Annotated in this window: 12 protein-coding genes and 3 pseudogenes; 8 read left to right on the plus strand and 7 right to left on the minus strand. The window is 69.4% G+C overall.

Annotation, left to right across the window (positions count from 1 at the left end; all coding sequences use genetic code 11):
* A pseudogene (locus J7I97_RS08510) lies at positions 1-452 on the minus strand (DinB family protein); the annotation flags it as partial.
* Between the two features lie 229 nt (positions 453-681).
* Here J7I97_RS08510 and J7I97_RS08515 point away from each other — a divergent pair.
* From J7I97_RS08515 to J7I97_RS08530, 4 genes are all read left to right on the plus strand, one after another.
* Positions 682-2,748 carry a penicillin acylase family protein gene (locus J7I97_RS08515; RefSeq protein ID WP_308369352.1) on the plus strand — a complete coding sequence of 689 codons (2,067 nt, stop codon included), beginning with the start codon at positions 682-684 and terminating at the stop codon, positions 2,746-2,748.
* A complete protein-coding gene (locus J7I97_RS08520; RefSeq protein WP_214932384.1) occupies positions 2,745-3,338 on the plus strand; it encodes a GNAT family N-acetyltransferase in 594 nt (197 codons plus the stop codon). The genes J7I97_RS08515 and J7I97_RS08520 overlap by 4 nt, the downstream gene beginning before the upstream one ends.
* Positions 3,339-3,408: 70 nt before the next feature.
* Positions 3,409-4,233, plus strand: a complete 825-nt coding sequence (locus J7I97_RS08525) for a DUF5753 domain-containing protein (RefSeq protein ID WP_214932386.1) — start codon at positions 3,409-3,411, stop codon at positions 4,231-4,233.
* The gene (locus J7I97_RS08530; RefSeq protein ID WP_214932389.1) at positions 4,230-4,466 is read left to right on the plus strand and encodes a DUF397 domain-containing protein; all 237 of its coding nucleotides are present in this window, start codon (positions 4,230-4,232) and stop codon (positions 4,464-4,466) included. The genes J7I97_RS08525 and J7I97_RS08530 overlap by 4 nt, the downstream gene beginning before the upstream one ends.
* Before the next feature lie 186 nt (positions 4,467-4,652).
* Here the strand turns inward: J7I97_RS08530 and J7I97_RS08535 are convergent.
* Positions 4,653-4,745: pseudogene (locus J7I97_RS08535) on the minus strand (transposase); the annotation flags it as partial.
* A 70-nt stretch (positions 4,746-4,815) separates the two neighbouring features.
* Here J7I97_RS08535 and J7I97_RS08540 point away from each other — a divergent pair.
* Together J7I97_RS08540 and J7I97_RS08545 are read left to right on the plus strand one after the other, a co-directional pair.
* Positions 4,816-6,045, plus strand: coding sequence for a transposase (locus J7I97_RS08540; RefSeq protein ID WP_214932391.1), 1,230 nt, complete (start codon positions 4,816-4,818; stop codon positions 6,043-6,045).
* A 379-nt stretch (positions 6,046-6,424) separates the two neighbouring features.
* The gene (locus tag J7I97_RS08545) at positions 6,425-6,727 is read left to right on the plus strand and encodes a hypothetical protein (RefSeq protein ID WP_214932393.1); all 303 of its coding nucleotides are present in this window, start codon (positions 6,425-6,427) and stop codon (positions 6,725-6,727) included.
* Here the strand turns inward: J7I97_RS08545 and tnpA are convergent.
* Positions 6,709-7,116: an IS200/IS605 family transposase gene (gene tnpA / locus J7I97_RS08550; protein WP_374195446.1), complete on the minus strand. Its 408-nt coding sequence runs from the start codon at positions 7,114-7,116 to the stop codon at positions 6,709-6,711. The two genes, J7I97_RS08545 and tnpA, sit on opposite strands and share 19 nt — an antisense overlap.
* Positions 7,117-7,142: 26 nt before the next feature.
* On the opposite strand from tnpA, the pseudogene J7I97_RS08555 reads away from it, so the two are divergent.
* Positions 7,143-7,485, plus strand: a pseudogene (locus J7I97_RS08555) (helix-turn-helix domain-containing protein); the annotation flags it as partial.
* Between the two features lie 15 nt (positions 7,486-7,500).
* Positions 7,501-7,788 carry an NPCBM/NEW2 domain-containing protein gene (locus tag J7I97_RS38235; protein ID WP_308369353.1) on the plus strand — a complete coding sequence of 96 codons (288 nt, stop codon included), beginning with the start codon at positions 7,501-7,503 and terminating at the stop codon, positions 7,786-7,788.
* A gap of 73 nt (positions 7,789-7,861) precedes the next feature.
* Here J7I97_RS38235 and gatB read toward each other — a convergent pair whose 3' ends face one another.
* From gatB to gatC, 4 genes are read right to left on the minus strand one after another with little or no spacing between them, the layout of a single operon-like run.
* The gene (gatB, locus tag J7I97_RS08560) at positions 7,862-9,370 is read right to left on the minus strand and encodes an Asp-tRNA(Asn)/Glu-tRNA(Gln) amidotransferase subunit GatB (RefSeq protein WP_214932396.1); all 1,509 of its coding nucleotides are present in this window, start codon (positions 9,368-9,370) and stop codon (positions 7,862-7,864) included.
* A gap of 14 nt (positions 9,371-9,384) precedes the next feature.
* On the minus strand, positions 9,385-9,630 hold the full coding sequence (locus J7I97_RS08565) for a hypothetical protein (RefSeq protein ID WP_214932399.1): 246 nt from the start codon (positions 9,628-9,630) through the stop codon (positions 9,385-9,387).
* Positions 9,627-11,120 carry an Asp-tRNA(Asn)/Glu-tRNA(Gln) amidotransferase subunit GatA gene (gene gatA, locus J7I97_RS08570; RefSeq protein ID WP_214932402.1) on the minus strand — a complete coding sequence of 498 codons (1,494 nt, stop codon included), beginning with the start codon at positions 11,118-11,120 and terminating at the stop codon, positions 9,627-9,629. The genes J7I97_RS08565 and gatA overlap by 4 nt, the downstream gene beginning before the upstream one ends.
* 4 nt (positions 11,121-11,124) lie before the next feature.
* Entirely contained in the window at positions 11,125-11,421 is a 297-nt protein-coding gene (gene gatC / locus J7I97_RS08575) for an Asp-tRNA(Asn)/Glu-tRNA(Gln) amidotransferase subunit GatC (protein ID WP_007266718.1), read from the minus strand.
* Positions 11,422-11,673: the final 252 nt, after the last annotated feature.

Below are 11,673 nucleotides of genomic sequence, written 5' to 3' on the forward strand. Positions count from 1 at the left end.
GTCCGCGTGCCCGTTGTGCCGCGCGTACTCGTGGATCATGTGCAGCATCACCAGCCGGAGCGAGACCTCCGACTCCCACTTCGGCACGTACGCCGTAACCTCCAGCGACGGCGCGGCCGCCTCGACCGCCCGGGCGTGCTCGACCTCCCGCTCCCACGCACCGAAGGCCTCCTCCCGGGTGGAGCCGGAGGCGTCGTACGCGGCCTGGAAGTCACGCTTGTCGGACCACACGTGCGGTACGTCCGCCGCCCCGCCGACCGTCCGTTCTCCACCTCCGCCATGTGCCGGACCAGGCCCAGCAGGGAGAGAGTGGACGGTGGGGAGGCCTGACGGCGGAGGTCTTCGTCGCCGAGTCCCTCGCACTTCATGGCGAGTGTGGCGCGGTGAAAGTCGAGGTACGCCCGCAGCGTTTCGCGTTCGTCCCCGGTCAACGGAGGTCCAATGCGTTCCATGTACACGATCCTGCCCGGAGGCTGCGCCGGCTGGAAGCCGTTCACCCCCGTTGCCCTCACCGAAACCCGACGGCCATATAGTTAGGCCAGCCTAACCTAAGACACCTCGGGGAAGAGTGTGAGCAGTGTGAGCAGTGTGAGCAGTGTGAGCAGTGTGAGCGCAGAGGCCAACGGGACCGGCGCGACCGGCGGGCCCAACAGCGCCTACGGGGCCGGCGAGGCCCACGAGGTGTACCGCGACGCATGGGGCATCCCCCATCTGCGCGCATCCGACAGCCTCCACCTCTCCTGCGCCCAGGGCCGCACCACCGCCCTGGACCGCGCCTGGCAGCTGGAAGTCGAACGGCACCGCGCCCAGGGCTCCAGCGCCGCCTTCCTCGGCCCGGACTCCGTCGCCTGGGACCGGTTCGCCCGCCAGTGCCGCCTCGCCGACACCGCCCGCCGCTGCTACGAGGACCTCGACCCGGAGACCGCCGCCTGGGTCCGCGCCTACGTGGACGGGGTCAACGACGGCCTGGCGGACGGCGCCCGGCGCGACGAGCGCTTCGCCCGGACCGGCCACACCCCCACCCCCTGGGAACCCTGGGTCCCCCTGGCCATCTGGATCGCCACCCACGTCCTCTTCGCCGGCTTCGCCACCAAGCTGTGGCGCGAGCGCGTGGCCCGCGCCCTCGGCGACGACGCCGTGACCCTCTTCGCCACCGACGGCCCCGGCACCTCCGGCAGCAACGGCTGGCTCGTCCCCGGCGACCGGACCGCCACCGGCTCGGCGATCATCGCGGGCGACCCGCACCGCTTCATCGAGGACCCGGGCGTCTACCAGCAGATACGTCTCGCCTGCCCCGAGTACGACGTCCTCGGCATCGCCGTCCCCGGCATCCCCGGCCTCGCCCACTTCGGGCACACCGGCACCGCCGCCTGGGCGATCACCAACGCGATGGCCGACTACCAGGACCTGTACGCGGAGCAGTTGCGCGAGGCCCCCGACGGCGACGGCGACGGCGACCCCGGCAGCGACGGCATCGAGGCGCTGGGCCCCGACGGTACCTGGGAGCCCGTCGCCCGCCACACCGAGACCATCGCCGTGGCCGGCGCCGACCCGGTCACCGTCGAGGTACTGGAGACCCCCCGCGGCCCGGTGATCCTCCGGGAGGAGCATGCCGCCGGCCAGACCCTCTCCCTCCGCTACCCGCCCCGCGTCCGCCGCGACCTCGGATTCGCCGCCCTCCCCGCCCTCCTGCGCGCCCGCACCGTCGCCGACATCGACCGCGCCCTCGACGGCTGGGCCGAGCCCGTCAACGTCGTCCACGCCGCCGACTCCGAGGGCGGCCTGCTGCACCGCGTCGCCGGCGCCGTACCGCACCGCCACCCCGCCAACCGCCTGCGCCCCGTGCCCGCCTGGGACCCGCAGTACGCCTGGCAGGGCTGGGCGCAGACCCCCGCCGAACCCGTCCAGGGCTTCGCCGTCATGGCGAACGCGCGCGGCATCGCCTCCCCCCTCGGCGTGGAGTTCGCGCCGCCGCACCGCGCCAACCGCATCCACGCGCTGCTCTCCGGCTCCGCGGACTGGTCCCCGAAGGCGATGGCCGACGTACACCAGGACACGTACCTGGCCTCCGCCGAACCCCTGCTCGCCCTGCTCCCGGCCTTCGACGGCCTGTCCCCCGCAGCCGACGCCCTGCGCAGCCGTCTCCTCGCCTGGGACCGCCACATGGCGGCGGAGAGCACCGACGCCACCGTCTTCTCGGCGCTGCGCACGGCGACCGTACGCCGCTTCGCCGCCGACCCCGTCTTCGCCGGGCTGGCTGACGCCCCCACCGGCCCGGAGGTGTTCCACCCCTGGCTGTACCTGGTCCCGCGCATCGGCTACGCCCTCGAAGGCCTCCTGACCACCACCCTCCTCCCCGGCCTCGACCGCGCGGCCCACGTCCGCGCCGCCCTGGAGGAGACGGCCGCCGCCGACGCCCCCGACACCCCCTGGTCGCAGGTACACCGCCTCACCCCCTGGCAGGCCCTCCCGGACCCGGACGCGCAATGGCCCGGCCTCGGCGGCGACCACGACTGCGTGAACGCCACCTCCTCCGTTCCCGGCTTCACCGACCTCACCGCCCGCGCATCGGCGGCCCGTTACGTCTGGGACCTCGCCCGCCGCGAGGACAGCCTCTGGGCGGTCCCGCTGGGCGCGGACGGCGTCCCCGGCTCACCCCACCATCGCGACCAGCTCCCGCTCTGGGCGCGCTGCGAACTCGTCCCCGTCGTCACCGACTGGGCCCGCCTCACCAAGGAATCCGCATGACCACCACCACCCGGCAGCCCGTGCACACCGAGACCGTCGAGGGCTTCGGCACGATCACCCTCACCCCGGTCGGCCCGGCGGCCGACGCCGCGCTGATCCACAGCTGGGTCACCGAGGAGCGGGCCCGCTTCTGGGGCATGGCAGAGTGCAGCCGCGAACTCGTCCAGGAGATCTACGAGGACTTGGACCGCCGCACAACCCACCACGCGTTCATCGCGCGCCGCGACGGCCTCCCGGTCGCGCTGTTCCAGACGTACGACTGCGCCGAGGACCGGGTGAGCAAGTGCTACGAGGTCCAGCCCGGCGACACCGGCGTCCACCTGCTGCTCGGGCCGACCCAGGGTGCGGCCGAGCCCGGCTTCAGCGCGTGCCTGATCGCCGCCTTCCTTGCATACGTCTTCGCGACCGGCGCCACCCGCGTGGTCGCGGAGCCCGACGCCCGCAACGAGAAGGCCATCGCCCGCCTGGAGCGGACCGGCTTCGTCCTCGGCCAGGAGGTCGAGCTCCCGGAGATCGACCTGCCCGAGGTCTACCTCCCGGCGAAGCGGGCCCGCCTCGCGTTCCTCTACCCCACCCTCGTGATCCGGTAGCCCGGACTTGTACGGGTGGTGTACGGGTCGACGGTGCGTCAGCACTCCGTCACCAGGGGATGTCACCGGCATGGCACACACCAACAAGCCGCTGCGCAATGCCTCTTGGGTGGTCATGGGCACCCTGGCCTCGCATTTCCGCAGGCGGACGGAGTTCACCCAAGCGACCCTGGGTGAGTACCTGCACGCCGACACGGAGACCATCGCCTCGATGGAACAGGGTCGCCGCCTCCTTCAGCCGAGGATGGCGGCGACCCTCGACGAACTGTTCGAAACCGGGGGCGCGTTGAGCGTGGCCCTGGCCAAGGTCCCGAAGCGGGAGCGGTACCCGGCCTTCGCGATCGACTTCATCACGCACGAGCGGGACGCGGAGAGCATGTTCTCGTACGAGAACTCAGTCATCCCTGGGCTGCTCCAGACTCCCGAGTACGCGGCAGCGGTCTTCGGCTGCCTGTACCCGCCGCTCACCCCGGAGGAGATCGAGGTGCAGACGGCCACTCGGCTGGCCCGGCAGGCCGTGCTCGAACGTAAGCCGTGGCCGCCGATGATGCACTACATCCTGGAGCAGTCCGTCCTCGAACGCCCCATCGGTGGTGAGGACGTACTCCGGGGGCAGCTGCGCCACCTGCGCGAGCTGGCCGAACTCCCCTACCTCGGGCTCCAGATCATGCCCACGAAACAAGGGAGCCACGCGGGTCTCGCCGGACCGATGGTGCTGCTGGAGACCGACGACCACGACCAGCTCGCGTACATCGAAGGGCAGCGTGTCAGCTTCCTTCTCGATGACCCTCAGGAGGTCCATCCGCTCAGTCTCAAGTATGGGATGCTGCGGAATCAGGCGCTGTCCATGGAGGACAGCAAGCGCCTGCTGGACGACCTGCTAGGAGAGTCATGACCCACGCCTTGGCCTGGTTCAAGTCGAGCTACAGCAGCGACGAGGGAGGCAATTGCCTCGAAGTCGCCTACCACTGGCGCAAGTCGAGCCACAGCAGCGACGAGGGCGGCGACTGCGTCGAGGTCGCCGCCCACCCCGCCGCCATCCACATCCGCGACTCCAAGGTGACCGAGGGCCCGGTCCTGACCATGGCCCCCGCCGCCTGGACCGCGTTCGTCACGGCAGCGCTCTGAGACGGTCGCACCACTCCAACAAGATATCCGATTCCCATTGACCGCGCCCTGGCTGGAAGCTGATCCCCACTCAAACCAATTGCGCTGGGGGGAAATTGACCAGCCAGAATTTACCGAGACTCTTGCAGAAAGCCCCGGCCTTCAGGCCGGGGATGAATGCATTTTGTGACTTCTCTGACCCGCAGGTCACAACGGACGTTTTTGCTGCTCGATGTACTGGCGAATGATCGCCAACGGTGCTCCGCCGCATGAGGCCGCGAAGTACGAGGGTGACCACAGGGGGTATCCATTCACGGGTGGCTGTGACCTGCTGATCTTTGGTGTCTGACGGTACGGTAGATTGCTGGTCGTGTCGCTGCGACCGTCGTACGAGGAGCTTGCCGCGCTGGTCGCCGTGCAGGCCCGCGTGATCGATGAGCTGCGGGCGGAGAACGCCGAGCTGCGGGCGAGGGTTGCCGAGTTGGAGCGGCGGCTTGGGATGGACTCCTCCAACAGCAGCAAGCCGCCGTCGTCGGATCCGCTGGAGAAGAAGGCGGGGCGTTCGCAGCGGGAGCGGTCCAAGGAGCGCAGGCCCGGCGGGCAGAAGGGCCGAGTGGGCCGGGCGCTGGAGATGGTGGCCGAGCCCGACCGGATCGAGCGGATCGACCCGGTGGAGTGCGCCGGCTGCCACAACTCGCTGGCGGACGCGGTCGATGCGGGCTTCCGTGCCGTGCAGGTCTTCGACATCCCGCTGGTTGAACAGCAGGTCACCGAGCTGCACCTGGCGCGGCGGCGGTGTGCGTGCGGGACTGTCACCGCCGCGCCGGCTCCGGCGGGGGTACACGGCCCGACCTGCTACGGGCCGAACCTACGGGCGTTCGCCACGCTGCTGGCCGCCGACGGGCAGATCAGCACCGAGCGCACCGCGAAACTGATCGAGGGCCTGCTCAACATCCCCGTCTCCACCGGGTTCGTCGACCGCTGCCTGACCCGCCTGGACGAGCCCCTGGCCGACTTCGAGGCACACCTCAAGCAGGCCCTGCGCCGCGCGGAGGTGATCGGCACCGACGAGACCCCGATCAGCCTTTCGGGGGCACCCGGCTACGCCTACACCGTCCACGCCGAGAACCTTACCTGGTACGGGGCCGCGGACAACCGGGGGCACGCGGCCCTGGACGGCTTCGGCATCCTGCCCGGCCACCACGGTGTCCTCATCCGCGACGACTACGTCGGCTACCACAAGTACGACACCCACCTGGCCGGAGTCCAGCTGTGCTGCGCCCACATCCTGAGGGACCTTCAGGGTGTCATCGACAACGCCCCGGACGCCGAGCGCGCCGCCTGGGCCCAAGCCGCCCAGCGGGTACTGCGCGAAGCCGGGCGGGCGGTGGAGCAGGCCCGCGCCGACGGTGACACCAGCTGCCGCCCGGCGAGCAGGAACGCATCGCAGCCGAGTTCGGCCAGACCGTACGCTGCGGCATCTCCATCAACCCGCACCCACCGGGCACCAAGAAGAGCAAGGCCCGCCAGCTCGCGGAGCGGCTACGCGACAAGAGCCACCAAGTCCTCTGCTTCACCTGGGACTTCACCCCAGGGCTGACCTGGACCAACAACGCATCCGAGCAAGCACTACGAGACATCAAGGTCAAGATGAAAGTCAGCGGCTGCTGGCGCGGACTACCCGGCGCCCGCCGCTACCTACGCATCCGCTCCTACCTGACCACCGCCCGCGCCCACGGGCACTCAGCCATGCGCGCCATCCGCGACGCCCTCACCGGTAACCCTGGCTCCCTCCACTCTCAGCTTGAACGCACGGCTACGGGGGATTGACACTTCTGCGACCAGGTTGCGCGTGGCGTACAAGCCACTCAGCAGTGTGACTGCCACCATGGCGACGGCAGCCGTATCGGCCCTCCTCCGGTGCGGTAGCAGCCACCCTCCATGGAATTCACGTCCCGCAACGGAAAGGCGATCGCGTCGTGTACATGATGCGCGAGGTGTACAGAGCCGAACGAGGGAAAGCGCCGGAGATCGTGGCGGCGTTCAAGACCCTCACCGCGGTGTTTGAAGAAGCCGGGTATACGAACCGGCGCATCTACGTCGATTACGCTGGCCCCATGGACACGGTCGTCTGCCAATGGGAATTCGACAGCCTCGACCAGTACTTCACCATGGAGCGAGGGTTCTTCGTGAGTCCGAATGAGAACGTGCAGTCGCTGATCAACACGTTCAACAGCTACGCGACATCCGGCTACAAGGAGATCTACGAGGTCATCCAGTAGCGGATCATCGAGGCAGGCCCCGACACTTTCAGCCGGGGCCACCCACCCGTGAATGGACACCACAGGGGTCCGTGCATGATGGCGCGGTTGATCCGGCCGGCGAACTCCTGGCGTATGCGACGGGCGGATACGCCCTTGAGGCTGTTGACCAAGCCGGAGACCGAGACTTTGGGCGGGTAGTGCACCAGTAGGTGCACGTGGTCGCGATCGCCGTTGAACTCTTTGAGTTCGGCCCCGAAGTCCTCGCAGACCTTCCGCATGATCTCTTCGCAGCGCGTCAGCATCTCGTCGTTGAAGACGCCGCGCCGGTACTTCGTCACGAAGACCAAGTGGACATGCGTCGCCGAAACTACCTGCCTGCCGCGGCGAAAGTCATTCTGTGTGCCCATGAGACCAATCGCAGTAAGATCAAGGCGTGCGGCTTCGGTACCAGTACCGGGTCTACCCGGACGCCCTCCAGCGCCGTGCGCTGGCCCAGGCGTTCGGGTGTGCCCGCGTGGTGTGGAACGACTGCCTGCGCGACCGGAAGGAAAGCGCACGCAGCCGGGCTGCCGTATGTGAAGTCGGCAGATCTGTCCCGGCTCCGCATCACGCAGGCCAAGCGGAGCGAGGAGCGGGCGTGGCTGGCCGACGTGTCGGCCGTGGTGCTGCAACAGGCCCTGAGGGACCTGGTCACTGCCTACAAGAACTTCTTCGACTCAATCAAGGGCAAGCACAAAGGGCCGAAGGCCGCTCCGCCCCAGATCAACACGAAGCAGTACGGCGCCGCGTTCATCGCCGACTTGGGCTGCAATGGCGATGCGATCGCGGAGTTCGACCTCAACCGCGAGTGGAAGTACCTGGACTTCACCGCCGGAATCGACGACGGCTCCACCAACGAGAAGGGCTGGGTCAGCATCACGCTCGACGGCCAGCCCGCCGCCTTCTCCGAACTGGTCACGCTGGGCAAGCCCGTCACCAAGCGGCTGGAGGTGAGCGGCGCCCTGCGGTTGCGCCTCAAGGTGGAAGCCGGGTGCGACATCGGCAAGGTGGTCATCGCCGGCCCGCAGCTGACACGCTGAACCGCGAACGGCCCCGCTCCGGCATCCCTTGGGGTCAAGGGGGCGGGGGCGGGGCCGTAGAGCGTGCGGAGCCTTACTCGGAGACGCCCAGGCGCTCCAGGATGAGCTCCTTGACGCGTGCCGCGTCGGCCTGGCCGCGGGTGGTCTTCATGACCGCGCCGACCAGGGCGCCGACGGCGGCGACCTTGCCGCCGCGGATCTTGTCCGCGATGCCCGCGTTGCCCGCGATGGCCTCGTCCACGGCCGCGCCGAGCGCGCCCTCGTCCGAGACGACCTTCAGGCCGCGCTTGTCGACGACCTCGTCCGGGGTGCCCTCGCCGGCGAGGACGCCCTCGATGACCTGGCGGGCCAGCTTGTCGTTGAGCGAGCCGTCGGCGACCAGGGCCGCGACGCGCGCGACCTGGGCCGGGGTGATCGGGAGCTCGTCGACGGACACGCCCTGCTCGTTGGCGTTGCGGGCCAGCTCGCCCATCCACCACTTGCGCGCGGCGGCCGAGTCGGCACCGGCCTCGATCGTGGCGACGATGGAGTCCACCGCGCCCGCGTTGAGGATCGACTGCATGTCGTGCTCGTTGACACCCCACTGCTCGCGGAGCCGGTTGCGGCGCACACGCGGCATCTCGGGGAGACCGGCACGGAGCTCCTCGACCCAGTCACGGGCCGGGGCGACGGGGACCAGGTCGGGCTCCGGGAAGTACCGGTAGTCCTCGGCGTTGTCCTTGATGCGGCCGGCGGTGGTGGAGCCGTCCTCCTCGTGGAAGTGCCGGGTCTCCTGCACGATCGAGCCGCCGCCGCGCAGCACGGCCGCGTGGCGCTGGATCTCGAAGCGGGCCGCGCGCTCGACGGAACGCAGCGAGTTGACGTTCTTGGTCTCCGAGCGGGTACCGAACGGCGCCTCGGGGCTGGGGCGCAGCGACAGGTTCACGTCGCAGCGCATCTGGCCCTTGTCCATCCGGGCCTCGGACACGCCGAGGGCCTTGATGACCTCGCGCAGCTCCGCGACGTACGCCTTGGCGACCTCGGGGGCACGCTCGCCCGCGCCCTCGATCGGCTTGGTGACGATCTCGATGAGCGGGATGCCGGCGCGGTTGTAGTCCAGCAGGGAGTGGGACGCGCCGTGGATACGGCCGGTGGCGCCGCCGACGTGCAGCGACTTGCCGGTGTCCTCCTCCATGTGGGCGCGCTCGATCTCCACGCGGAAGATCTCCCCGTCCTCCAGCTGGACGTCGAGGTAGCCGTTGAAGGCGATGGGCTCGTCGTACTGGGAGGTCTGGAAGTTCTTCGGCATGTCCGGATAGAAGTAGTTCTTCCGGGCGAAGCGGCACCACTCGGCGATCTCGCAGTTCAGCGAGAGACCGATCTTGACGGCCGACTCGATGCCGATCGCGTTGACGACCGGGAGGGAGCCGGGCAGACCGAGACAGGTCGGGCAGGTCTGCGAGTTGGGCTCGGCGCCCAGCTCGGTGGAGCAGCCGCAGAACATCTTGGTCTTGGTGCCGAGCTCGACATGGACCTCAAGGCCCATGACGGGGTCGTACGACGCGAGGGCGTCCTCGTACGACAGCAGTTCGGTGAAGCTCACGGTGGAATTCCCTCTCAGCCCAGCAGGACGTCGTCGTCGCCGAGGCGCTTCAGCTCGCGGTACAGGATCGCGAGGCCGGTGACGATGGCAGCGGCGGACACAACGGCGTCGACCAGCTTCAGCACGTCGTTCTCGGTGCGGGCCTTCCTGGCCTGCTTGATCACGCTGATGGCACCGAAAGCGGTGGTGCCGATCGACAGGTACGTCCCGGACTTGGACTTCTTGAAGCCCTTGGCCTTGGACAGCGCACTGGTACTCACAGCGACGGAGCCTCCTCAAGCAGCGGGTGACCCCAGCGCTCGACGAAGGCGGCCTCGACGGCGGCACCGACCTTGTACAGCCGGTCGTCCTTCATCGCCGGGGCGATGATCTGCAGCCCGACCGGGAGACCGTCCTCCGGTGCCAGGCCGCAGGGGAGCGACATGGCGGAGTTGCCGGCCAGGTTGGTCGGGATGGTGCACAGGTCCGCGAGGTACATCGCCAGCGGGTCGTCGGTGCGCTCACCGATCGCGAAGGCGGTGGTCGGGGTCGTCGGGGAGACGATCACGTCGACCTGCTCGAAGGACTTCTCGAAGTCCTTCGAGATCAGCGTGCGGACCTTCTGGGCCGAGCCGTAGTACGCGTCGTAGTAGCCGGAGCTGAGCGCGTACGTACCGAGGATGATGCGGCGCTTGACCTCGTCGCCGAAGCCGGCCTCACGGGTCAGGGCGGTGACGTCCTCGGCGGACTTGGTGCCGTCGTCGCCGACGCGCAGGCCGTAGCGCATGGCGTCGAAGCGGGCCAGGTTGGAGGAGCACTCGGACGGCGCGATCAGGTAGTACGCGGCCATCGCGAGGTCGAAGGACGGGCAGTCCAGCTCGACGATCTCGGCGCCGAGCTCCTTGAGGAGCTCGACGGACTCGTTGAAGCGCTGGACGACACCGGCCTGGTAGCCCTCACCGGCGAACTGCTTGACGATGCCGACGCGCATACCGGCGACGGAGCCGTTGCGGGCCGCCTCGACGACCGGCGGGACCGGAGCGTCGATGGAGGTGGAGTCGAGCGGGTCGTGTCCGGCGATGACCTCGTGGAGGAGCGCCGCGTCCAGGACCGTACGGGCGCAGGGCCCGCCCTGGTCGAGGGACGAGGAGAACGCCACCATGCCGTAGCGGGAGACCCCGCCGTAGGTCGGCTTCACGCCGACCGTCGCCGTGAGGGCGGCGGGCTGGCGGATGGAACCGCCGGTGTCCGTGCCGATGGCGAGGGGGGCCTGGAACGAGGCCAGCGCGGCGGAGGAACCGCCGCCGGAGCCGCCGGGGACGCGGGTGAGGTCCCAGGGGTTGCCGGTCGGCCCGTAGGCGCTGTTCTCCGTGGACGACCCCATGGCGAACTCGTCCATGTTGGTCTTGCCCAGGATGACGACGTCGGCTTCCTTGAGCTTGCGCGTCAGGGTGGCGTCGTAGGGCGGGATCCACCCTTCCAGGATCTTCGAACCGACGGTGGTCGGGACCCCGACGGTGGTGAAGATGTCCTTGAGGGCGAGCGGGACACCGGCGAGCGGCCCCAGCTTCTCCCCGTTGGCGCGCTTGGCGTCGACGGCGCGGGCCTGGGCGAGGGCGCCTTCGCGGTCGACGTGGAGGAAGGCGTGGACCTTCTCGTCGACGGCGTCGATACGGGCCAGGTGGGCCTCGGTGACCTCGACGGCCGTGAGCTCGCCGGAGGCGATCTTCTCGGCGGTCTGAGCGGCCGTGAGCTTGATGATCTCGATCATGTTGTTAGTCCTCCCCCAGGATCTGCGGCACCTTGAAACGCTGCTGCTCCTGGGCGGGAGCGCCGGAAAGCGCCTGCTCGGGGGTGAGCGACGGACGGACCTCGTCCGCGCGCATGACGTTCGTCAGCGGCAGCGGGTGGGAGGTCGGCGGGACGTCTTGGTCGGCGACCTCGGAAACGCGGGCGACCGCGCCGATGATGTCGTCGAGCTGTCCAGCGAAGTGGTCGAGCTCTTCGCTCTTCAGCTCCAGACGTGCCAGCCGAGCGAGGTGGGCGACCTCCTCGCGCGTGATGCCAGGCATGCAGCGATCCTCTGGGGGTGGTGAGTGTGTAGGTTTCAGGCCCAATCCTATGGGGCCTGCCCCCTGACCCACTAAACGGTTTCGGCCGGGTGCCGCGCGAACCCACCGCGGGCCGTTCCCGGGCGCTGCCCGGCCGCGCGCCTCAAAGGCCGGCGGGGCTGGATTCTGCCCGGCGGGCCGCACTGTGACCGGCGGGGCCGCAATTGCCCTGGGGCGGGTATTGCTGGGCTGTGCCGGGCGGGTACCGCTGCC

The sequence above is a fragment of the Streptomyces sp. ISL-87 genome, from assembly GCF_018614095.1.
Classification (GTDB): domain Bacteria; phylum Actinomycetota; class Actinomycetes; order Streptomycetales; family Streptomycetaceae; genus Streptomyces.

Bases quoted from the DNA above. Each gene is read 5' to 3' on its own strand.
- J7I97_RS08520 (WP_214932384.1), top strand. From the start codon at position 2,745: ATGACCACCACCACCCGGCAGCCCGTGCACACCGAGACCGTCGAGGGC.
- J7I97_RS08525 (WP_214932386.1), top strand. From the start codon at position 3,409: ATGGCACACACCAACAAGCCGCTGCGCAATGCCTCTTGGGTGGTCATG.
- J7I97_RS08530 (WP_214932389.1), top strand. From the start codon at position 4,230: ATGACCCACGCCTTGGCCTGGTTCAAGTCGAGCTACAGCAGCGACGAG.
- tnpA (WP_374195446.1), bottom strand. From the start codon at position 7,116: ATGGGCACACAGAATGACTTTCGCCGCGGCAGGCAGGTAGTTTCGGCG.
- gatA (WP_214932402.1), bottom strand. From the start codon at position 11,120: ATGATCGAGATCATCAAGCTCACGGCCGCTCAGACCGCCGAGAAGATC.
- gatC (WP_007266718.1), bottom strand. From the start codon at position 11,421: ATGCCTGGCATCACGCGCGAGGAGGTCGCCCACCTCGCTCGGCTGGCA.